Consider the following 23,323-nt stretch of genomic DNA (forward strand, 5'->3'; position numbering starts at 1 on the left):
AGTGCTAGCACTAGGACTGACAGTCCGCAGCCCATCATCGCAAGACGGCCTTCACCGTGGGCTTACGCCTTACATGTAAGCACAGCTTAGCAGCAGAACCTCTAGGAGATCCATGATGGCTATCATCCAGCGCTCCTATTCGAGGGCTTGGTCTTTCGCCTTGGAAAGGCGCCGGAGAATCCGCTACGTTGATCTCCTTAGATGAAATCAGGAGCCTGATTTGGTTCAGCGTGTGGGCGAACTGGACATCAATCTTCTGCTCGCGCTGGAAGCACTCTTGCGAGAGGGAAACGTCACTCGTGCGGCGGCCGAGCTGAACATTACCCAGTCTGCCTTGTCGGGTCGACTGAACAAGCTTCGGCAGATCCTGAATGACCCGTTGTTTCTTCCGGCTTCGGCGGGCCGCGGCGTAACAGCGACGCCCATGCCCTGGCACTGAAGCCGGAACTGGATCAGCTTCTCGAACGCTTGAAGCAGTTTGGTCAGAAGGCTCACGTGTTCGATCCTTCCGCGAGCGATCGGACCTTCAGGATCGCCGCTTCTGACAATCCCGCGGCCATCATCGCTCCCGATCTGCTTCCTCTTATTCACAAGCGAGCGCCTGGCGTCAGAGTCGCCTTCGTCTTTCCGGACAGAGCGACAGTTGGAGAGCATCTGGAGCGCGGCGATGTCGATCTCTACATAGGCGCTGCAAATGACGCGCCACAGGATCTGATCGGTCGAAACCTGTTCGAGGACGAACTGGTCACCGCTCAACGGATCGGCCACCCTCGTGGAAGCGGCCCTCTATCTCTCGATGAATTCTGCTCGCTCGACCATCTGTTGATCTCGACCCATGGTGACATGTTCTCCGGCGTCATCGACCGTGTTCTGGCTGAGCAGGGCCGAAGCCGAAGGGTTGCAGTGTCCGTTCAGAGCTATGCACTCGCCCCTCTCGTTGTTGCGGCCACGGACTGTCTCTGTACCTTGCCCAGGCCGTTGCTGGAGCGTTTTACCCACAGCCTTGCCCTCTTCGTGCCGCCGGTAGACCTCGGCAAGTTCGCTTTGAAGTATTTCTGGCATCCGAAGATGGCAGCGGACCCTGCCCATCGGTGGCTGCGGTCGATTGTGGCCGAAGCCGCCCTTGGAAGCGTCTGAGCCCCATCTCGCCATCGGTCTTCGCGATAGGTGGCATCGCCAATGGGAATTGGCCTTCTGTAACGCAAACTGCGACCTTTTGCGCGGCCCAAGAATTGCCAGCAGATCCACATCTATGAGCGACAATCCGTCTTCCCTTCATTTGCTGAAGCAAGACCTGGGCGCGGGGCCGTCCGACAAGAATTTTAATCGTCAAAGAACGAGAATGAATAACATGGTAACTGCCAGATCCGTTTTCCTTTCAACCCTAATAGCCCTGTCGATCGGGGCTTCCGCCCCCGTTTGCGCAGCAGACAGCACATCTCCGGCAGCAAGCTACCAGCAGGTAGCCGACAGCTATTCCTTCCCTCTTGGCGATCTCCAGATCACGGCTCTTTCAGATGGGACCGTGCCTCAGGACCTTCATGAACTGCTGACCGGAACCTCTCACGCCCATACGGATGATCTGCTGGACAAGGAATTCCTTGCGAACCCTGTCGAAGCATCGATCAACGCCTTTCTGATCCAGGACGCGAGGCACACCATTCTCGTCGATACCGGCTCGGGCGATCTTTTTGGACCCGGAAATGGCGGCAAGCTCCTCGACAGCCTGGCGAACGTCGGCGTGAAGGCGGGCGACGTAACCGACATTCTGATCACGCATATTCACACGGACCACACTGGCGGCTTGGTCCGCAACGGTCTGCCGGCGTTCCCCAATGCCATCGTCCACGTCGGCGCCCCGGATCTGAGCTTCTTCCTCGATCCGTCGAATGCCGGGAAGACGGGATATGCGGAACAGTATTTCGATGAGGCGGCGAAGACGATCGGAGTCTATGAAGAGCTTGGAAAGGTGAAGACCTTCGGCGATGGGGACGAAATTCTCCCAGGGATCACGACCACTCTGCACCCTGGCCACACGCCGGGCAGCGCCTTCTTCACCGTTACGAGCAAGAGCCGGTCGATCACCTTCATCGGCGATGTGATCCATGTTGCAGCGATTCAGTTTCCCGAGCCTGACGTAACGATTGTCTACGACGTCAAGCCAGAAAACGCGGCAACGGTGCGCAAGGAAACTTTTGCTGATCTGGCCGGCCGCCGCGAACTCGTCGGCGCACCCCATCTACCCTTCCCTGGCATCGGCTATATACGCGCTGAAGGAGCGGGATCGTTCTCCTGGCACCCGGTCGAATATCGTAACCGCGCCGGCCAATAGAGCCTGTACAAGTGACACCGCGATTCGGCCCGATGGCGGTGAAATCGAACCATCGTTTCGGATCAACCGAGATTGGCATGGCGCGACCAGGGCTTCAGCCTCCTGAGCCGGTGCGACGAACCCTATCAAAGAACAGACGGACGCACTTCAGATCGAAACGTCCGTCTGCTCCATCAGGCCGTATGCCCTTGGTTAGCTGGCCCCCGTCACGGATCAAGGACGAAAAGACCCAGGCATGGGCGAGATCGGCTGGGGCGTAGTCGAGCCGCTTGGCATCTCGTAGGGGTCAGCCCGCAGCAGCCTATCTTGAACGAAACCACCAATATGGGAACTAATCCTCTACACCTCTAGTTCAGCACACCGCAGAACCCTTTCCCTGAGCTATGAAAGGCGTCACGTGAGCGAACTTCAGGACGGCCTTCTACAGCCGGCTATTCAATACAAGTATTGGAGCGGTCGGAATCGCTGGGCACTCAGACGCCAGGCAATAGCCCTCGACAGGCTGACATCACCGCAGCATCCAGACGATCAAGAGGGACGCCCACTTGTCGTTGATCTCGATGGTACGCTCATTCGATCGGATCTTTTGATCGAATGCGCCTTCTCCGAGCTCAGCCATCGGCCGCACGCAATCGTTGAGATGGTTCGGGCGTTGGGGAAGGGAAAAGCAAATCTGAAGCACCGGCTCTCCGAGCCGCGCGACTTCGATCCGGCGGTGCTTCCCTATGATCCCGAAGTCCTGAAGATCATCCAGCAGGCGTCTCAGCAGGGCAGAGCCGTCTATCTGGCATCGGCCAGCCACGAGCGGCTGGTTTCCGCTGTTGCAGAGCATCTTGGCCTCTTCACTGGCTGGTTTGCTACCGACGCGACCACGAACTGTGCCGGCGAGGTCAAGGCCGAAATACTGGTGGGGGCGTTCGGCGAGGGTGGCTTCGACTATATCGGAAACGACCGCGCGGACCTGCCCGTCTGGCGGCGTGCCGCAACAGCCTATGCCATCCGAACGCCGGCGAAGGTTGCGCGGCAACTTTCCGGTGAATGCCGTGACGTGGAGCACCTCGCGCACGACCGGCCGACCTGGCGAACCTGGGCGCGCATGCTCAGGGTTCATCAGTACGCGAAGAACGGGCTGGTCTTCGTACCGCTGCTCGCCAACCACCTCTTCGCATGGGCAAGCGTCTGGCAGGTCCTGCTTGCAGCGATTGCCTTTTCTCTTTGTGCGTCAAGCGTCTATCTCCTGAACGATCTTGTCGATTTGCAGGATGATCGGGCCCATCGCACCAAGTGTCGCAGGCCGCTGGCGTGCGGCGATATCCCGCTGTCCTACGCGCTGATGGCAATCCCGCTGCTTCTATGCCTGGCCTTCGTCTCAGCGGCCTTCATATCCACTCCCTTCCTCGCGGTTCTGGCAGGTTATTTCGCCCTCACCACTGCCTACTCCTTCTTCCTCAAGCGAAAGATGATCCTGGACGTTGTGGCGCTGGCGGGTCTCTATACCACGCGCGTAATCGGCGGTGCCGTTGCCTTGTCGGTTGCCGTGTCCCCCTGGCTCCTCGCCTTCATGATGAGTTGGTTCCTGTCGCTGGCTCTCGTAAAGCGGTATGTGGAACTCCTCGCCCGCAAGGAGGCAAACCTTCCCGACTCCAAGAGCCGGGACTACCGCAATGACGACGTGGGTATGGTGGGTGCCTTGGCGGCCGCCGCCGGAGTCAATGCCCTTACCCTTTTCTCCCTCTACATCTCCAGCGAGGACGTCCGGTCACTCTACACTCGGCCGGAGATCCTATGGCTCGTTGCACCCATACTAACCTACTGGATTGCGAGAGTGCTGATGCTGGCGCATCGAGGGCAAATGCATGATGATCCCGTGGTCTTTGCGCTGAAGGACAAGGTCAGCCTGATCAGCCTCGGCGCCGTCAGCGCGTTCATGGTAGGCGCGATGTGAGCTGCCGATGGAAAAGCTAGTGCAAGCTGCCTCGCCAGCGGAGTGGCGACGGATTTCCATTGCGATCCGCTATATCGCCTTTGCCGTCATAGCCACTGCGGTCAATTTCCTGGCTCAGGAGATGACGGTCCAAACATTGCCGCGCCATCCATTGATGCTGTCGATCCTGGTCGGGACGATCGCCGGCTTTGTCGTGAAGTATGTTCTTGACAAGAAATGGATCTTTTTCGACGACTACAGGTCTCACAGGAGCGAGGCGAGAAAGGTCGTCCTCTACGGCCTGTTCAGCGTACTCACCACGGCCATCTTCTGGGGGTTCGAGATAACCTTCTGGACCATTTGGGGCACGAATTTCGCCAAATATGCCGGTGGAGCACTTGGCCTGGCCATCGGCTATGTGTCCAAATACGCCCTCGACCGCAGGTTCGTGTTCCGCGGGGAAGGGGCTTGAAATGATTCTGGAGGGTTGGGGACGGTACCCCCGGCTTGTGAGCGAGGTGCTGGACTGCCAAAAGCCTGCGGATGCGGCTGACGTCGTGGCCGGGCGATACGGCCTGATTGCGCGAGGCAACGGCCGATCCTATGGCGATGCGGCACTGGGGGACGTCGCCACGCTCATGTGCCGCGGGATCGGGCGGATGAAGAGCTTCGATCCCCAAACGGGCCTGCTGACCGTGGAGGCGGGCGCGATGCTCTCCGACATCCTCGAAGCTTTCATCCCCCGCGGCTACTTCTCCCCCGTCGTACCAGGAACCAAGTTCGTGACCGTTGGCGGCATGATCGCTTCGGACGTTCATGGCAAGAACCATCACCGGGACGGCGGGTTCGGCGCCCATGTCGTGTCCCTGAGGCTTCTCATCGCCGATGGGAGCGTCCTCACCTGCAGCCGGGACGAGAATGCCGAACTCTTCTTCGCCACGATCGGCGGGATGGGACTCACGGGCATCATCACCGAAGCATCCTTCCACATGAGGCGGATCGAAACCGGGTGGATCCACCAGGAGACCATCGTCGCACAGAACCTGGAGGAGGCCCTGGCTGCATTGCAGGCCGCGGATGAGACTTCCTACAGCGTGGCGTGGATCGACTGCCTCGCGCGCGGCGCGTCTCTGGGACGTTCCCTGATCTTCGCCGGCGAGCATGCTACGCGCGAGCAGGTGCTCGCGCACAAGGCCGAGAAGGAGCTGTTCCCACCGCCGAAGAAGGCCAGGCTCTCCCTGCCGATGGACTTTCCCGCCTGGACCCTCAATCGTACAAGTGTATCGGTCTTCAACGAGGCCTATTATCGGCTTGGAGCGCGAAAGTCGGCAGCTCCTTCGCTTGTTCACTGGAACCCCCACTTCTTCCCGCTAGATGGTATCCAAGAATGGAACCGTCTCTATGGCAGGAGCGGCTTTCTGCAGCACCAGTGCGTCGTGCCGGAGGCGAACGCGCTACCGGTGCTTGGACAAATCCTTCAGCGGATTGCCGACTCCGGCAAGGGCTCGTTTCTTGCGGTGCTCAAGAAACTGGGGGTTGGAGCCGGTCTCCTTTCCTTCCCGATGCCTGGCTACACGCTTGCGCTCGACCTTCCCGTCACCGAGGATGTTTTCCCTTTGTTGGAGGAGATCGACAAGGTCATTGTCGATGCGGGTGGGCGGCTCTATCTGGCTAAGGACGCGCGACAGTCACGTCAGACATTCGAGGCTGGTTATCCGCGGCTGGCCTCGTTCAAGGATATTCGCCGCGCAACCGGTGGGGATGCCCGCTTCGCCTCCCGTCTCGCAACAAGGCTTGGTATATGACGAAAACTGGCAAGAGCGTCCTCCTGGTGGGAGCCACATCCGATATCGGACGGGCGACGGCACTCACCTATGCCACGGCGGGCTGGGACGTACAGCTTGCCGGCCGCAACCTTGAGGCGGTGCAGCGGGAGGCGGACGACATCGGCACGCGAAGCGGGGGCCAGGTCTCCGTTCATCGCCTGGATATCCTGGACAGCGAACGCTTCGAGGATTTTGTGGGACGCCTGCCTGTCTTGCCCGACACGGTGGTGTGCGTGGTGGGAGAGCTTGGAGAGCAGGTTCGCGCAGAAAAGGAAATCCAGCACGCAAGCATGGTCATGCGAACCAATTTCGAGGGGCCGGCGCTGCTTCTCGGCATCATTGCCGATCGATTCAGTCCACGTGGATCCGGGACCATCGTCGGCATCAGCTCCGTGGCGGGAGATCGAGGCAGGGCGTCGAACTACGTCTACGGAGCAGCGAAGGCCGGCTTCACCGCATTCCTTTCGGGCCTGCGGAACAGGCTCGCCCAGACGGGTGTCCGGGTGGTCACCGTCAAGCCGGGCTTCGTGCGCACGCAGATGACTGCCGGAATGAAGCTGCCGGGACTGCTGACTGCGGAGCCGAACGAGGTTGCGGCCGCGATCTTCACCGCTGCCGAAGAAAAGACAAGTCGTGACATTATCTACGTGCGCAGCGTCTGGTGGCCGCTCATGGCCGTGATCCGCTCCATTCCCGAACCGCTCTTCAAGAGGTTGAAGCTGTGATGGTCGCGTTCGCCCGCGACAATGCGGCGGAGGCGAGAGGGAAGCCTCTGCTCTCTTACAGGGGCTTGATCCTGGCAATCGGCGTGGCCTGTGCCGTGCTGCTTGCCTTGCCAGGCGTTACTATCGCGACCAAGTCTGTCGATGAGCTGTTCCTGGTGATCGACGGGGTCCATCGCGTCCTGATGGGGCAGATTCCAAGCCTGGACTTCCACACGACCCTTGGCCCACTCACGTATTACGGGCCGGCTGCAGGCTATGCCCTCACGGGCAGCTTCGGAGCGGCGATGCCTCTGATGATGGCGTTGTTCACAGCTTGCATGACCGGGCTCGCCGCCCACGTTCTGGCCTCTCGCCTGCACCCCTTCCTGGCCGTCGTGTTTGCTGCATTCCTGCTTCTCATCCTCGCGGCCCCGATGAACCTCGGGGAGGCAGTGACGGCTCTCTCGTTTTCCATGTTCTACAACCGGATCGGCTGGGTGGCGCTCGCGCTCCTGCTCCTCCTGTACCTCACTCCCCGTAGCGCCATCCGCCACCAGATGCTGGCGGATGCGGTCTGCGCAGCAATCCTCACGATCATGATGATCTATCTGCGCCTGACCTATGGTTTTGTGGCGCTCGCCTTCCTCCTCTTCATGATCACCGATAGCCGGCAGCGGAACTGGGCGGCTCTCGCGGTTCTCCTGGTCGCCACCACTGTCGGAGTGGTGGAGCTCTTGTGGGGAGGGTCTTCGATCTATGTCCGCGATGTTTGGCGGGAGATACAGGAAGCAGGCGTCCTGGGAAGCGCTCCGCAGAAGGTGATGCAGGCCGGCGTGGCACATCTTGCCGACCTGCTGCTCTTAGCGCTTCTGGCAAGCCTGGCGCTATGGCGCCGGTGGAGGCTGCGAGACCTCGCCTTCTTCCTCTTCTGCAGCATCGCCGGCGTATGGCTGCTGAGCCACAACATCCAGCGATGGGGAGTTATCTCCATTCACGCAGCCGCCGCCGTTGCGGCCGAGCGACTCTTGCGTGAGATGGAAAAACCTTCGGAAGCTGGCGAAGGCCCCTTCCTCAACAGGAGCGGCGTGAAGCTCTACTTCCTGGCCTTCATGCTGCCGACCATCCTCCATTGTGGAATGGCGCTGGTCCTACACGCCGGCGCCGCCACCCTGCGGGGCGGCCAGGCGATCGAAGTCCCTCGCATGTCGAACATCCGTCTCACCGATCTTTGGACGACTGGCGATTTCGGCGGTGGCCAACGATACCTGTCGACAGTGGAGGAAGGGCTGTCTCTTCTTAAAGGGCGGAATGAGCCTCTCGGGAGGCTCGCTGTTGCGGGTTCAGTGGACGTTTTCAGCGCGGCGCTGGGTCTGTCACCCTCCACTACGGGCTTGACCGACCTTCGTTGGCAAAATATCGGCGATGCCGATATCGCACGTCCCGCCCAAAATCTCGCCGGCGCCGACACCGTCATCTTTCGTAATCCCGGCGACGCGCCGGTCGGTCCTGCCGCCGAATATCTCGCATACGTGAGATCGAATTTTTCCAAAGTAGAGGAAAGCCAGCACTGGATGCTGTTCCGCCGCAATCTGCCGGATGCAGGCTCGAAGTGACCGGCGCCGTCGGCGGATATCTGCGGTCCAACGCCACCGCAACCGGCCTCCTGACGATCGCTCTTGTCTGCGCGGCGATGCTAGCTTTGCCCGGCCGGACAGTCACTGCGGCCTTCACGAATGATGTCCTGATCTTCCTCGATGGCGCCCATCGCATTGCCTGGGGTCAACTGCCGAACCGCGACTTCCACACGGCGCTTGGGCCGCTGGTTTTCTATATCCCGGCCGTTGGATACTTCCTGAGCGGCAATTTCGGGGCGGCCATGCCTGTCGGCATGGCCGCGCTCCTGGTGGCTCTCCTCGCCCCCACCATCCGCATCCTGCAGTCCCGGTTGCGCACGCCAATCGCCGTGGCTCTCGGCGGATTTCTGATCGTCATCCTGGCCGCCCCGACCAATCTTGGAAGTCCCGTCTCGCTTCTTTCCTTCGCCATGTTCTACAACCGCATCGGGTGGGTGGCGCTAGGGCTTCTCCTCGTAATGTACGTGAAACCGCGGAAGGCGACACCTGCTGGCGATCTCGCAGACGCCGCGGCAGCAGCTGTTCTCCTCCTGCTGCAGTTCTACACCAAGGCTACTTATGCGCTTGTGTCCCTCGCCTTCCTTCTCTTCATGCTGTCTGATCGGCACCAACGCAACTGGGTTGTTGGGAGCCTGCTGTTGGCGGTGGCGGGCGCCGCCGTCGTCGAATTCGCATGGCGCGGCTCATGGCAGTATATCGAGGATCTGACGGCTGCGGCACGGGTGAGCGGGGGAAGAAGTCTCATCGCCCTCGTCCGCTCGGCGCTCCATAACCTTGCTGACCTGACTGTCTTCGCGATCGCGGTCTCTGTCATGCTGTGGCAGACCCGCAATGTCCGCGACCTGCTGTTCTACGGCTTCTGTGCTGTTTCCGGCATCTTGATACTCAATCAGAATGCCCATGGATGGGGTATCATTTCACTTTACTTCGGTGCGGCAGTGGCGACCGAAAGCGCCTGCCGGCTTCGCTCCCGAGGGATCGGCAATGGAGCTCCCGAGACCTTGGGGGGCACGGGCATGCCGCTGCTTCTCGCCTTCCTCCTGCTCCCCCCAATCGTTCACCATGCATCGGTGCTCACCCTTCATGCGCGGCTTGCAATGATCAATGCCGGGACGCCACTGGGCTTGCCGAAACTGGAAGACTTCAGGCTTGTCGCGCCCGGAGCGTCGCCCGGGGCGTTCATGAACCGCTATCACGAAAGCATCGCCGACGGAGCCAGGCTGCTGCAGTCGCTCTCGCCGCAGGCAGAACGGGTCGTGGTCCTGGATTTCGTCAATCCGTTCTCGGCCGGGCTTGGTCTCCGCCCGCCGAACGGGGACAGCGCCTGGATGCACTGGGGCAGGAATATCAATGGGGAATGGCATCTTGCTCCCGAAACCCTTTTCGCGGATGCAGAGATCGTCATGGTCCCGAAGGTCGGAATCAACAGCATCCCGTTGCAGCAGATCTACGGCCCCTTTATCTCCGGCAAGTTCATTCTCCTGAAAGAGAGCGACACGTGGATCGTCTACCGTAAACGGGAGACAGGAGGCGCAGCTCGGTGACTTCCAGCGAGACAGCCACAGCGGCCTCATCAAAGGCGGCACGACACTCGAAATGGCGGCCAGCCCTAAGGCTGCGATTTGTCATCCTCTTCATCGGCATCATCCTGGCGGCGGTGCTGAGTCTGCCGGGTGAGACAGTGACGACGAAGTACGTCAATGATCTCTTCATCTTCCTGGATGGGGCGCATCGGATCTGGTCAGGGCAGGTTCCGAACATCGATTTCCATAGCTCGCTCGGTCCCCTCGCCTTCTACATCCCGGCGGCCGGCTACGGCATTTCCGGCACATTGAGCGGCGCCATGCCAGCCGGCATGGCGCTGGTGGTTCTCCTGCTTGCCCTGATCGCGTCCGAGGTCATCGCAACCCGCATGCGCACGTCGCTAGGGCTGCCGCTCGCGGTTTTCCTGCTTCTGGCCGCTGCCGTTCCTGTTAATCCCGGTGAATGGATCGGCGAGCTCTCCTTTGCCATGTTTTACAACCGCATCGGCTGGGCAGCACTCGGCCTTCTTCTGGTGATGTACCTGCCGCGGCAACCGGACCAGCCGCGGCGGCAGGTTGTCGATGCCCTTTGTGCGGCAGTTCTTTCGCTGTTGATGCTCTATACCAAAATCACCTACGGCCTGATGGCAATGTCGTTCCTGACGTTCATGCTACTCGACCGTCGCCAGTTCCCCTGGAGCGCCATGGCACTGGCAATGGTGCTCGTCTCCGTCGGAATCATCGAACTTTTGTGGCAAGGAAGTTCCAGCCATCTTGAAGACCTGCGCCTTGCCGGCAGCGTCAGTGGCGATCTGCCAACATTGCGCGACATGGCGGATGTTATCCTGAAGAACCTGGCGGACATCACCGTCTTCGGCATATTTGCCGGCCTCCTGCTCCTTCTTCGCAGGCGCCTTCGGGACATCCTGTTCGTCGGCTTCTGCGTGGCAAGCGGTCTGCTGATCATCGAACAGAACTTCCAGATCGTGGGAATCCTGACGCTAGGCGCGGGCGCTGCAGTGATAGCCGAACTGCTGTTGCGTCCGCAGGGCTGCACTGTCCAGCAGCGATGGGCCCGGGGACTGCCGCTGCTTCTGGGGGCGCTGATCCTGCCGCCGACTGTCAGCCATGCGATCAGCCTTACCCTGCACCCCGTCTATGCCGTCTCCGGGAAAGGCGAACAACTGGCACTTCCGGCGTTCGAAGGTATTCGTCTCGTCCCGATGTGGAGCCGGGGGCAGTACGACTTCTTCCGTCGCTACAATGCGTCGATGGCCGATGGAGCGGCTGCCTTGACGGCACTTGGTGGGCCGGTCGAGCGGGTGGCAGTTCTCGATTTCGTCAATCCCTTTTCCGCCGGTATGGATCTCGATCCGCCCGCCGGAGATAGCCCTTGGTATCACTGGGGCCGGACCATCGACCGCAGTCACTTCCCCGCCCCGGAGGTAATATTCGCAGATGCCGAGTTTATCATGGACCCCAAGTCGCCGATCGAAATCTATACCGCTGGCGGAATGCGGGAGGTCTACGGCGCCTATATCACAGAGCGGTATGTCTTGGTGTCAGAAACGTCGCACTGGATCATCTACCGGCGACGCTGAGCAGCGTGATGTGAAGCCTCCTGGGCTACGAGACCTAGGAGAAGCAGGACAAGCGACCAACCATAGACTGAACCAATGGTCGCTTGAACCAGAGCCGGTTTCCCGAACTGCCCCAACACCAATGGCACGGGTATGGTGAATGCAACAGCGACAGGCCATGTCCACGGCCTGTGCCAGTGGTGGAGGAGCACCGGAAGCAGAAATAGCGTATAGTGGATCCAGCCGAGCGGCGAAGCGAGGAGCGCCGCTACAAGAGCAAAGCTGCTGATATCCATCAGTTGCGGTCGCCGCCAGTAGGCCCATGCCGCAAGGGAGAGTAGAAGAAGCGCGCCAAGTACGGTGCCAAGCATGGGCAGTCCAGCGCGCGATGCCAGACCTGCGAAGGATGCATTGGTGAGAAACCAGGCCCGTTCGCCATCCGATGCCACGAGCGTCAACCAGTCCACATAGATCTGGGGGCCGAAGACGGCCAGAGGAATGGCAGCCACGACGGCGGCAGTGGCGGCCGCTATCCAGACTGGCTTCGAATAACCCGCCAGGAAAAGCAGCACTGGCCAGACCAGGAAGTTCGGCTTCATCGAGATGAGCAGGCCGATCAGGATGCCTGCCTGGAGGAACTTTCCGCGCTCCAGCGAGAGCCAGGCTCCGACCGTTGCCAAGACGAGCGGCGTATAGATCTGACCAAGGTAGAGCGTGTCCCAGAATCCCGCCAGCGCGAAAGCCCATATTCCAAGCAGCACCGCCTCCACTCCCCCGCTATAGCGACGCAGCAGCAGAAGCACAGCGCCAAGGTGGCAGACGAGGGAAATGACCCACCATAGCCGGAGCGATGTCGCGGGATCCGCAATGTCGAAGACCTGGAACAGAAGCGCCGAGATCGGCGGGTTGAGGTTGGGGTTCCATGCCTCGAAACCAGGGAAAACCACGTGGGGAGTCAGGGGCGGGTAGACACCGTAGGGATCTAGACCGCTCGCCGCGGCGCGCCCCGACGCGACAAAGGCGCCGAAGTCCCAGAGCCCATGATCGGACATCACGCGAGGATATTCGAAGTTGATCGCCCACACGCCAAGCGCGGCAAACCCAAGAGCCACAGCCAGCCGCAACACTCGCTGCGCCTCATCCGTTTGAGGAAGCTGCCTTGAATACATCCGTCTTGCCCTCTCGATGAGCGCTTTTTGCTCACCACGCTGAACAAACGAGGGTCCCCTTAGTTGCGACCGCTATGGAACTATTAAAGGCCAGCGGAACCTTGGCGGCTCTCGCAGGTTCGAAAGTGCCTCACTACCGAAGGCTGGAGAAGCTCCTATGAACCGGAACGTCCTAATTGGCATCGGCGTGATAGTTGTGATTCTTCTAATCGTCATGTTCATGATGCCGACATCCGATGAACCTGCGGGTGATGCAGGCGCTCCAACAGCACCGCCTGCGGCTACAGAAACGTCGCCTCCCGCAACCACGGCGCCGTCGAACTGAAGCTTGGGCCTGATCAACGTCAGGGTCTGCCACCCTGAGCCAAGAAGCTGATGGTCCAGGCTCACAGCTTGCGGGAAAACACCGTGCCATTGCGCCCAAGCATTCGGGAGGGGCGTCGGACATGGTCGATCTTGCCGCGCCGCTTGTGAGGCTCTCGCTCCTGGTGTCTCCGAGGGCTCTATTTTGCGGCCTGGACCGCGGCAGACCAAACCTGATCGTGGAGATGCCTCACCGGATCAAATCGAGTTGAACTAGACGGAACGTGCGAGATTCTAGTCCCCAAGAAGCTGGCGGTCGTCGCCATCGCGGTTGCGCACCAGTTCCTCCTTGATGCTGCGTAGCGATTTGAGTGCCTTGTTGCGATCGGCATAGGCAACCATGTTGGCTAGGATGTCGATCGCAGCCAGATAGGCGTAGCGGGTGGATGTCGGTCTGAATATGTTCTTGCCCTCGGGCATCTCGATCGCGATCACCAGATCTGCGGCCATTGCGACCGGCGAGCCGGCCTGAGTCATCACGATAGTCGGAATGGCATTCTGCCTCAGAAGCTCCAGGCAATGGACCAGTTCCATGTCCCGGCCGGTGAACGACGACCCGAACACCACCGTTCCGGGCTGCGCAGCAGCCGATAGCATCAGGTTCATGCCGTGATCGTTGGAAGCATTTATGCGGCAGCCGAGACGGAACAGGCGATTGTGCAGCTCATTGACGATCATCGCCGAGTTGCCGCTGGCGCCGAAGGCCTGGATGAAATCGGCGGTCCGCAGGACCTGCGCCGCCTTTTCGATGGTCCGGAGGTCGAGCTGGCGATGCAATTCGAAAAGCGCGTTCTGTGCTTTCGAGACGATATCGTGCGCCACCTCCTCGGCGGTCGCGGTCGGCGCCTCTGGCTTGAGATAGCGCAGGCCGACGTAAGCGAGCTTGGCGAGCCGCACCTTGAAGTCGGAATAGCCCTGGCAGCCCAACCGCCGGCAGAAACGGGTGACCGTCGGTGGCGAGACACCAGCACGCTCCGCCAGTTCCACAATGGACGCGTTGACGACGAAATCCACGTTCTCCAGCGCGAATTGCGCGAGCCTGGCCTCCAGGCCCGAGAGCCGGCCATCCTCGTCGGAAAGAGCGTGAAACAGGTCCATCCGGCTATCCCTATTGGTCAGTGCAAAAAATGAAGTGCTTGTGAAAATGAATTTCACTGTCTGACTTTTTGATACCATAATGGGGGCAAGCATCAACGAAACTTGCCCCTCTCGCGAAAATATAAGTAATCCTTCTGCGCCGCGATACGCTCATCACTCGGCGCATCTTTCCCAACGAGGTCCAATCATGAGCTATCCCTGGCCCGAAGCCGGCACGCCGCTTGAACAGGTTGCAACCCCTATGCCGGTCATTGACGAGGATCGCATGGCCGCCAACATCGCCCGCGTTCAGGCCTATTGCGATCAACACGGCAAAGCATTCCGGCCTCATATCAAGACCCACAAGATCGCCGCCGTCGCCCGCCAGCAGGTTGACGCCGGCGCGGTCGGCATCAACTGCCAGAAGGTGACCGAAGCGGAAGTCTTTGCTGATGCCGGGTTCGACGACATCCTGATCACCTACAACATCCTGGGGTCGGCCAAGCTCTCGCGGTTGAAGGCACTCAATGCAAGGATTGCAAGGCTTGCGGTCGTCGCCGACAGCGAGGTCACCGTTGCCGGCCTCGCCTCGACCTTCGAGGCCGGTCGTCCGCTGACGGTCCTGGTCGAATGCGATACGGGCGCCAGGCGCTGCGGCGTCCAGACGCCGGAGGCGGCGGTCGCTCTTGCCGAACAGATCGCCTCGGTAGCCGGCCTGCGTTTCGGCGGCATCATGACCTATCCGGCCGTGGGCGGCGCGGCAGAGGTCGAGGCCTTCCTGGCCCGCACCATGATGCTCCTGTCGCAAAAGGGGATCGACTGCCCCGTCCGCTCCAGTGGCGGTTCGCCGGATCTCTTTGCCGCCCATCTCGTACCGTCCGCCACCGAACATCGGGCCGGCACCTATGTCTATAACGACCGCAGCATGGTCCGCGCCGGCCATTGCACCGCGGATGACCTTGCCATGCATGTCCTCGCGACGGTGGTTTCTCGTCCGGCAGCGGATCGCGCGGTGCTGGATTGCGGCTCGAAGGCCCTGACCTCCGATCTGCTCGGGTTCACCGACTATGGCGCCATCGACGGTTTCGAGGGTGCGCGCATCGTATCGCTGTCGGAGGAACATGCGGTGGTCGATCTTTCGGAGTGCACGAAGCCATTTCCGCAAATCGGCACCATGGTGAAGGTGGTCCCGAACCACACCTGCGTCGTCACCAATCTCTTCGACCGGATGGTCTTTCATCGCAACGGTCGCGTCACGCGGGTCGAGAACGTGGATGCGCGCGGCGCGGTCTGGTAGGGCTTGGCTCGTAGATTTTTTGTCGCATCCCATCGATGGGTAGCGCCGAGCCCTTCGGGGCCGGCAGCATGATGAAAATGGCGCGCCTCCTGCAGGCGCGCTTTTTCATGGGGGCGGCGCCCCGACAGCCTGACGGCCACACCCCGGCCGGTTGGAAGCTTCTGAATATACAGAGGAATGCTTCTCCACCTGCGGGAGGGCTATTTTCAAATGACCTCTACCTCCTGAAAATTTCCTTGGATTTCGGGAGAGCAGAAAAATAATTACAGATTTTGCCCCGATGTGGAAAGATGCATTGACTTGAAGCTGTTTTGACGCATTATGAAGAAAATAAATTACACCGATACGGTGAGCGGGTGAACTGAGGAAGACGGGAATTCAATCTCCAAGTGCTGCGGCTATGGCTGAAAAGATGGCCATGTAGTCCGTCGGCAATCGGAAATTTGGCCATCAAGACAACATGGCGACGGTAGCGAGCCCCGACAGCGGTGGCCCGGAGGCCGGAGTGTATTCGGATAAGACTAAATGCGCATTTTCACCGCCTCGCTGGCGACCGAGACGAACACCTTCTCCCCCGTACCGACAGACATGAATGCCTTCAAGGCGGCGTTCTACGCCGGACCGGGCGAGCACCCGGATACGCCGACACTCTGCTCCTCCGTCGTTCCGATCCTGCGCCGCCGCGGCCGGGAAGAAGGCTTCACCGTCATCGAAGGCACGTCCTGCTGGGCCGAACCTGCCGGCCTCATCCAGCGCCGCACCTACGAGACGCTGCGTGACCTGATTCTCTCCGAGCTGAGGGCAGCGCTGCCTGTCAACGGAGTGGTGCTCGGTCTGCATGGCGCGATGGCCGCTCAAGGCTATGACGATCCGGAAGGCGATCTTCTGTCCCGCATCCGCGAAATCGTCGGACCGGACGTACTGATCGCGGCGGAATTCGACCCGCACAGCCATTTGACCGCGCTGCGGGTGGCCAATCTGGACATCATGGCCGCCTTTCTCGAATTCCCGCATACGGACTTCGAGGAGCGCGGGGAGCATGTCGTCGAACTGGCGCTCAGGGCGCTACGTGGAAGGATCAAACCCGTCATCTCCACCTTCGATTGCCGGATGATCACGATTTTCCCGACCAGCCGCGAGCCAATGCGGTCCTTCGTGGATCGCCTCAAGGCAATGGAAGGCAAGGACGGCATTCTTTCGATATCCATCATCCACGGCTTCATGGCCGGAGATTTGCCGGACATGGGGACCCGGATCGTCGTCGTCACCGACAACGACAGGGCCAAGGGCGACGAAGTGGCCGCGACGCTCGGCCGCAAACTTTACAGCCTGCGCAAGATGACGGCGATGCCCATGTTCGACACGGAAATCGGTCTCGACCAGGCGGTCGCCATCCGCGCCGCCAATCCCGACAAGCCGGTCACGATAGCGGATATCTGGGACAATCCCGGCGGCGGCGTTGCCGGTGACGCAACCCATGTCCTTCGCCGCATGATGGAACGTGGACTGGATGACTTCGCCGTGGCAACGATATGGGATCCGGTTGCCGTCTCCTTCTGCCATGCGGCAGGAGAAGGCGCGGAACTTGCGCTACGCGTCGGCGGCAAGTCGGGCCCCGAGGGCGGCGACCCGCTGGACCTGCGCGTCACCGTGAGACGGGTGTTCGACGCCGGCTGCCAAAGCTTCCGCAATTCCCGCGTCACACTCGGCAGTACCGCGGTCATCCGCCCGATCGGCACCAACATCGATATCCTGCTGATCACCAGCCGGACGCAGACCTACGAGCCCGACATCTTTACCAATCAGGGCGTGGACGTCTCAGAGAAGTCATATCTGCTGATAAAGTCGACGAACCACTTCTATGCCGGGTTCCAGCCGATCTCCTCCGAGATCATCTATATCGCCGCACCCACTTCCTATCCCACGGACCCTGCAACGACGCCTTACCGCAAAGCGAGCCTTGAGCTTTGGCCGCGCGTCGCTGATCCGCTGGGACTGGATACCTGAATTTCGGCCGGGCAGGAAAGACGGCCGGGAGTATCGACCAACCGAACGCAACAAGGGGACGAGGATGAAAAAGAGTGCATTTGTTCTGATGACGCTGGCAGCACTTGCCAGCACCAGCAATTTGGCCATGGCGCAAGCGAGCGACGGGGTTCTGACTGTCGCGACGATCGGCGAACCGCCGACCCTCGACGTCATGCAGACGCCTACCGACATCGTGCTGACCATCGACCAGCACATTTTCGAGACGCTCTACACCTATGACGCCCAGTGGAAATCCGTGCCGCTGCTCGCCGCCGACATGCCGACCCTTTCCGAGGACGGCCTGACCTACCGCATCCCGTTGCGCGAAGGCGTGATATTCCATGACGGCAGCGATCTCGACGCGAAGGACGTCACCGCCTCGCTGAACCGCTGGATGGCGATCAACTCCAAGGGCAAGCAGGTCGCCGACATCGTCGAAAGCCTGACCGAGGACGGCAACCATGCTATTGTCATCAAGCTCAAGTCGCGCTACGCGCCGCTGCTCGCCACGCTGTCCCAGGCGTCCGTGATCCTGCCGTCCGAGAAAATCGCCGACACGTTGACCGAGTTCGTCGGCACCGGACCCTACGCCCTCAAGGAGCGCAAGCCCGACCAGTACATCCAACTCGTCCGCTTTGAGGATTACACGTCTCCGGAAGGAGAGGTCAGCAACTACGCTGGCAAGCGCGAAGCCGTCGCCAAGGAAATCCGCTTCGTGCCGGTCCCCGATGCCAACACTCGCGTCGAGGGCCTGATCTCCGGCCAATTCGATTATGCGGACGCGCTGCCGGTCAGCGCCTATGAGCGCGTTGAGCAAAGCGGCAATGCCAAGCCCGTGATCTTCAAGGATGCAGGCTGGGCCTCGATGAACATGAACATGAAGGAAGGCCTGCTGGTCAAAAAGGAACTGCGCCAAGCAGTCCAGGCAGCCCTCAATCCGAACGACATGATGCTGGCGGCCTTCTCCGACGATCGCTTCTTCAGCGTCGACGCCTCGATCTTCCCGGAGAGCTCGTTCTGGCACACGGAAGCCGGAGTCGAGCGCTATGGCGAAGGCGATCCCGAAGCAGCCGCCAAGCTTCTGGAACAGGGTGGATACGACGGCACGCCATTGCGTCTCATGACCAGCCGCCAGTACGAGTTCCACTACAAGATCGGCGAAGTCGCGAAGGCCTATCTCGAAGCCGCAGGCTTCAAGGTCGATCTTCAGGTCGTCGATTGGGCAACGCTGACGACCCGTCGCGCCGACCCGAAGGAATGGGACATCTTCATCACCCACTCCAACTTCCCTGGCGATCCTACGACGATCAACACCATCACCGACACCTATCCCGGCTGGTATGTTTCCGACCAGAAGGCGAAGGCCGTTGCTGCCTACATGGACGCAACGACCGACGAGGCCAAGAAGGAGGCCTGGGAAGGCATCCAGACGGTCATCTATGACGATGCGCCGCTCTACAAGGTGGGGAACTTCAACGCTGTTTCCGGTCTCGCCAATGGGGTTGAAGGTTATGAGCCTACCTATTGGCCGCATTTCTGGAACGTGAGCCCTAAGAAGTAAGGACCGACTGATGGCAAGGATCGTTCAGGCACTTGTGAAACGGCTGGGGGGCATGGCCATTGTGCTGGCCCTTGTCGTGACGGTGGTCTTCATCATCGTTCGCGTTACGCCTGGCGATCCTGCCGCTGTCATGCTTGGGTCCGATGCGACCCCGGAAGACATCGCGCAACTGCGCACCCGCCTGGGGCTTGATGCGCCGCTCCTCATCCAGTATGGCCAGTTTGTGCTGGGCATACTGCAGGGGGATCTGGGCCAGTCGATCTTCCTCAACCAGCCGGTTACGACGGCACTTGCCGCACGTGCCGAGCCCACCTTCTTCCTCACGCTGTTCTCCATCCTGATCGCAATCCTGATCGCTCTACCGGTCGGGATATTGTCTGCGGTCAAACGAGGCACGCTCTTCGACCAGATCGTCGTCACATTGACCATGGTGGCGGCCAGCGTGCCGAGCTTCTGGCTGGGCCTGATCCTGATCCAGGTGTTTGCCGTGGGCCAGGGCTGGTTTCCGGCGTCCGGTTATGGTGGTCCCGAGACGCCCTTCCTCGACCGACTTCACCACCTTGTCCTGCCGGCCGTGGCCCTCGGCATCGTCAACTCCGCCCTGATCACCCGCTTCACCCGCGCTTCCATGCTGGACGTTCTCGGTGACGACTATGTACGCACCGCACGTGCCAAGGGCGCAGGCGAGGGTCGCGTCGTTCTCAAGCACGCTTTGAAGAACGCCCTGATTCCGATCATCACCGTCATTGGCCTGTCGATCGCCATGCTCGTGGCCGGTGCGGTCGTCACGGAAACGGTTTTCGGCTTGCCGGGTATCGGCAACCTCGTCGTTTCGGCGGTACTGCGGCGCGACTACCCGGTGATCCAGGGAACGCTGCTCGTTGTCGCTGCCATCTATGTGCTCATCAACTTCATCGTAGACATGCTTTACATCCTCGTAGATCCACGGGTGCGCCAATGACCACGATGGCCTCCGTCTCCATGCCCTTCGCGTCCGGCCTACGCCGCCTGTTCGGCAACCGCGCGGTCCTGTTCGGCGCCATCATCCTGATGGCGGTCGTGCTGGCTGCACTTCTTGCGCCTTGGGTCGCACCCTATGCGCCGAACAAGCTCTCGATCGTCAACAAGCTGAAGCCGCCGTCGATGACGAACTTCTTCGGCACGGACGAGTTCGGGCGCGACATCTTTTCGCGGGCGATTTTTGCCGGGCGAATTTCGCTGCTCGTCAGCCTGGGCGTCGTCGTGATCTCGACCGTACTCGGGGTTATCCTCGGGATTGCCGCCGGCTTCTTCCGCAGCCTGGACGCACCCATCTCCCGCCTGCTCGACGCAATAATGTCCTTCCCGGACATCTTGCTGGCCATCGCACTGGTTGCGGCACTCGGTCCCTCGCTTTCGACCGTCATTCTCGCCCTTGGAATCACCTACGCACCACGTCTTGCCCGCATCGTCCGCGGATCGACGCTTGTCCTGCGCGAACTGCCCTACATAGAAGCAGCGGTCGCCATGGGGTTGCCGACCTGGCAGATCCTGGCCCGGCACGTCTTGCTCAACCTCGCCTCCCCTATCCTGGTACAGGCAACATTCGTCTTCGCATCGGCGATGCTTGCGGAGGCAAGCCTCTCCTTCCTCGGCGTCGGCGTTTCCACCGACATGCCGACCTGGGGCACCATGCTGGCGTCCGGCCGTGAATACATGAACAACGCTCCGTGGCTGATGATCTTCCCGGGACTGGCGATCGTGTTCTCGGTTCTCTCGCTGCAATTGCTCGGAGATGGCCTGCGCGACTTCGTCGATCCACGACTGGCCAAGGAAAGCTGATGATGACCGCTGCCATGACCACGACGCGGCCCGTGCTCGCCGTCGAGAACCTTACGACGTCCTTCAAGACACCTGAGGGATGGAAAGCTGTCATCCGCGATATCAGCCTGCATGTCGATGCGGGCGAGACGGTCGCCATCGTCGGCGAATCGGGCTCCGGCAAGAGCGTTACGGCCCTGTCGACCATGCGGCTTTTGCCCGCTGGAAGGTCGCGCATCGAAGGCCGGATCCTGCTCGACGGGAAGGATCTCCTGAAGGCGAGCGAAGCGGAGATGCGGTCCGTCCGCGGCGGATCGATCGGGATGATCTTTCAGGAGCCGATGACCTCGCTCAACCCGGTCTTCACCATCGGCAATCAGATTGCCGAGGCTCTGGTTCTGCATCGTGGCCTCTCATGGCAGAAAGCAGAAGCCGAAGCGCTGCGCCTGATGGAACGCGTTCGCATTCCGGCGGCAAAGACCCGACTGCACGAATATCCGCACAAGTTCTCCGGAGGAATGCGCCAGCGCGTGATGATAGCCATGGCGCTTGCCTGCCGGCCGAAGCTGCTGATCGCCGACGAACCGACGACGGCGCTCGACGTGACCATACAGGCCGAGATCCTTCACCTGCTGCGCGAATTGCAGACGGAGGAGGACATGGGCATCCTGTTCATCACCCATGACATGGGCGTCGTTGCCGAAATAGCAGATCGTACCGTCGTGATGTTTCGGGGGGCCATGGTAGAGACAGGCCCGACAAGCGAGATATTTGCCACGCCGAAAGCCGTGTACACGAGGTCGCTGCTCGCCTCCATCCCACGGCTTGGGACGATGGGTGCGACAACTGCGCCGAAACGGTTCCCGGAGGTCGACCCAGCAACCGGAGATGCGGCTGACGGCGTTGAAATGAGCCCCGTTGCCCAGACGGTTGAACCGATCCTCAAGGTCGATAATCTGGCGGTTCGCTTCGATCTTCCGAACGGTCGCGTCCATGCCGTTGAGGACGTGTCCTTCGACCTGCGCCCAGGCGAGACGCTCTCGCTGGTCGGTGAATCGGGCTGCGGCAAGTCGACAACCGGCCGCGCCATCCTACGGCTGCTCACACCGGCCGCTGGATCGATCGTAATCGACGGACAGGATGTTACAAAAGCCGGAAGACGCGAACTGCGCTTCATGCGCCGCACGTCGCAGATGATCTTCCAGGACCCCTTTGCGTCCCTCAATCCTCGTATAACGGTGGGATCCGCGATTGCCGAGCCGATCCTTGCCCATGGCCTGATGGGCCGCAAGGAGGCCAAGGCGCGCGTGTCAGAGCTTCTCGAACAGGTCGGCCTCTCCGCCACGATGGCTGATCGCCACCCGCACGAGTTCTCCGGCGGCCAGCGCCAGCGGATCTCGATTGCGAGAGCGCTCGCGCTTGAACCAAAGTTCATCGTCGCAGACGAGGCCGTCTCCGCGCTCGACGTGTCCGTCAAGGCTCAGGTTGCCAACCTCTTGCTCGATCTGCAGCAGAAGCACGGCCTCGCCTACCTGTTCATCTCCCATGACATGGCCGTGGTGGAACGCATGAGCCATCGCGTCGCCGTGATGCTCCTCGGGGAGATCGTCGAGATCGGACCACGGTCGGCGATCTTCGACAATCCCCAGCACCCCTACACCCGTCGGCTGATATCGGCTGTGCCGATCCCGGATCCGGCCCAGCGCGGACAGATGGCACCCCCGCTATCCGAGGAGATCAAGAGCCCGGTCCGCCCTCTTGACTATGTCGCTCCCAAACGCGCTTACCGGGAGGTTTCGCCCGGGCATTTCGTGCAGGAACTGTCGTAAATTGCGGCCGTCCTGTCCCTCCAAAACAGAAAGCCTATCCATGAACAAGAAACTGATCCGCTACGACGTCGCCGACAACCAGGCCGGCGGCCAGCGACGTCCCTTCGCCAAAGCCGTTCGTGCCGGCGATTTTGTCTACGTCTCGGGTCAGGTCCCGACCATCGACGGCGAGGTCATCGTCGGCAACATCGTCGCGCAGACCGAGCAGGTGATCGAAAACATCAAGGCCGTCCTGGCGCTGGCGGACTGCACGCTGGAAGACGTGGTCAAGGTGAATGTCTGGCTCGATGACGCACGGGACTTCTCAAGCTTCAACGCGGTCTTCCAGAAGCATTTCATCGATCATCCGCCAGCCCGATCCACTGTTCAGTCACCGATGATGGTGGACGTTAAGGTCGAGATGGACGTCATCGCCTATAAGCCGGTGGATTGACATAGGTCCTGTTCACAAGGGGCTTCCCATTAAAGTGCCTCAAGCACCCGCATAGGGTACTGGTCCTGCGACTGCCGCAGCCCATGCTCGATGCGACTGCCAGCAGATCTACCTGCTTTCGCTTTAGCTTTGCTTCGCGTCATATTGAACGCGGGCTTCCGCAATCACTACAACGTCCACTGCTGCAGTTCCAGGGAACGATCATCTCGGGCTGGATACGGCACCCTTCTGATTTAGGGTCCG

The 23,323-nt window shown here is 60.7% G+C and carries 19 protein-coding genes; 17 read left to right on the forward strand and 2 right to left on the reverse strand.

Going from position 1 to position 23,323, the window contains the following annotated elements; translation table 11 throughout:
- Positions 1-220: 220 nt before the first annotated feature.
- The 10 genes from RTCK_RS20975 (at position 221) to RTCK_RS19765 (ending at position 11,544) form a co-directional block, all read left to right on the forward strand.
- Positions 221-439, forward strand: coding sequence for a helix-turn-helix domain-containing protein (locus RTCK_RS20975; RefSeq protein WP_235988766.1), 219 nt, complete (start codon positions 221-223; stop codon positions 437-439).
- Positions 440-495: 56 nt separating this feature from the next.
- Positions 496-1,137 (forward strand): LysR substrate-binding domain-containing protein, encoded by a 642-nt coding sequence (locus RTCK_RS19725; RefSeq protein WP_235988767.1) that lies wholly within the window; start codon positions 496-498, stop codon positions 1,135-1,137.
- A gap of 115 nt (positions 1,138-1,252) precedes the next feature.
- Complete coding sequence (locus tag RTCK_RS19730; RefSeq protein WP_235988768.1) at positions 1,253-2,332, forward strand: MBL fold metallo-hydrolase; 1,080 nt, start codon at positions 1,253-1,255, stop codon at positions 2,330-2,332.
- Between the two features lie 397 nt (positions 2,333-2,729).
- Positions 2,730-4,277, forward strand: a complete 1,548-nt coding sequence (locus RTCK_RS19735) for a UbiA family prenyltransferase (protein ID WP_408004577.1) — start codon at positions 2,730-2,732, stop codon at positions 4,275-4,277.
- Between the two features lie 7 nt (positions 4,278-4,284).
- A complete protein-coding gene (locus tag RTCK_RS19740; RefSeq protein ID WP_142521700.1) occupies positions 4,285-4,728 on the forward strand; it encodes a GtrA family protein in 444 nt (147 codons plus the stop codon).
- A 1-nt stretch (position 4,729) separates the two neighbouring features.
- Entirely contained in the window at positions 4,730-6,061 is a 1,332-nt protein-coding gene (locus tag RTCK_RS19745; protein WP_268963153.1) for an FAD-binding protein, read from the forward strand.
- A complete protein-coding gene (locus RTCK_RS19750; protein WP_142594109.1) occupies positions 6,058-6,807 on the forward strand; it encodes an SDR family oxidoreductase in 750 nt (249 codons plus the stop codon). Before RTCK_RS19745 ends, RTCK_RS19750 begins: the two co-directional genes overlap by 4 nt.
- A complete protein-coding gene (locus RTCK_RS19755) occupies positions 6,807-8,399 on the forward strand; it encodes a hypothetical protein (RefSeq protein ID WP_142594111.1) in 1,593 nt (530 codons plus the stop codon). The genes RTCK_RS19750 and RTCK_RS19755 overlap by 1 nt, the downstream gene beginning before the upstream one ends.
- The gene (locus RTCK_RS19760; RefSeq protein WP_235988769.1) at positions 8,396-9,964 is read left to right on the forward strand and encodes a hypothetical protein; all 1,569 of its coding nucleotides are present in this window, start codon (positions 8,396-8,398) and stop codon (positions 9,962-9,964) included. The genes RTCK_RS19755 and RTCK_RS19760 overlap by 4 nt, the downstream gene beginning before the upstream one ends.
- Positions 9,961-11,544, forward strand: a complete 1,584-nt coding sequence (locus tag RTCK_RS19765) for a hypothetical protein (protein WP_235988770.1) — start codon at positions 9,961-9,963, stop codon at positions 11,542-11,544. The genes RTCK_RS19760 and RTCK_RS19765 overlap by 4 nt, the downstream gene beginning before the upstream one ends.
- Here the strand turns inward: RTCK_RS19765 and RTCK_RS19770 are convergent.
- Entirely contained in the window at positions 11,529-12,650 is a 1,122-nt protein-coding gene (locus tag RTCK_RS19770) for a glycosyltransferase family 87 protein (RefSeq protein ID WP_185928071.1), read from the reverse strand. The genes RTCK_RS19765 and RTCK_RS19770 overlap by 16 nt on opposite strands.
- 639 nt (positions 12,651-13,289) lie before the next feature.
- The gene (locus tag RTCK_RS19775; RefSeq protein WP_142521704.1) at positions 13,290-14,153 is read right to left on the reverse strand and encodes a MurR/RpiR family transcriptional regulator; all 864 of its coding nucleotides are present in this window, start codon (positions 14,151-14,153) and stop codon (positions 13,290-13,292) included.
- A gap of 187 nt (positions 14,154-14,340) precedes the next feature.
- Between RTCK_RS19775 and RTCK_RS19780 the strand changes: the two genes are divergently transcribed.
- The 7 genes from RTCK_RS19780 to RTCK_RS19810 all read left to right on the forward strand — a co-directional run bounded on the left by RTCK_RS19780 (position 14,341) and on the right by RTCK_RS19810 (position 23,080).
- Positions 14,341-15,429, forward strand: a complete 1,089-nt coding sequence (locus tag RTCK_RS19780; protein ID WP_142594114.1) for a D-TA family PLP-dependent enzyme — start codon at positions 14,341-14,343, stop codon at positions 15,427-15,429.
- A 525-nt stretch (positions 15,430-15,954) separates the two neighbouring features.
- On the forward strand, positions 15,955-17,436 hold the full coding sequence (locus RTCK_RS19785) for a M81 family metallopeptidase (protein ID WP_142594116.1): 1,482 nt from the start codon (positions 15,955-15,957) through the stop codon (positions 17,434-17,436).
- Positions 17,437-17,500: 64 nt separating this feature from the next.
- Positions 17,501-19,018, forward strand: a complete 1,518-nt coding sequence (locus RTCK_RS19790) for an ABC transporter substrate-binding protein (RefSeq protein WP_142594118.1) — start codon at positions 17,501-17,503, stop codon at positions 19,016-19,018.
- Between the two features lie 19 nt (positions 19,019-19,037).
- Positions 19,038-19,979, forward strand: a complete 942-nt coding sequence (locus RTCK_RS19795; protein WP_185928088.1) for an ABC transporter permease — start codon at positions 19,038-19,040, stop codon at positions 19,977-19,979.
- Positions 19,980-19,984: 5 nt separating this feature from the next.
- A complete protein-coding gene (locus RTCK_RS19800) occupies positions 19,985-20,839 on the forward strand; it encodes an ABC transporter permease (protein ID WP_408004586.1) in 855 nt (284 codons plus the stop codon).
- Positions 20,840-20,841: 2 nt separating this feature from the next.
- Positions 20,842-22,647, forward strand: a complete 1,806-nt coding sequence (locus RTCK_RS19805; protein WP_235988771.1) for an ABC transporter ATP-binding protein — start codon at positions 20,842-20,844, stop codon at positions 22,645-22,647.
- A 40-nt stretch (positions 22,648-22,687) separates the two neighbouring features.
- Positions 22,688-23,080, forward strand: a complete 393-nt coding sequence (locus tag RTCK_RS19810; protein ID WP_142594122.1) for a RidA family protein — start codon at positions 22,688-22,690, stop codon at positions 23,078-23,080.
- The last annotated feature ends 243 nt before the right edge of the window (positions 23,081-23,323 follow it).

It is taken from the genome of Pseudorhizobium endolithicum (genome assembly GCF_902153245.2).
Taxonomy (GTDB): Bacteria; Pseudomonadota; Alphaproteobacteria; order Rhizobiales; family Rhizobiaceae; genus Neorhizobium; species Neorhizobium endolithicum.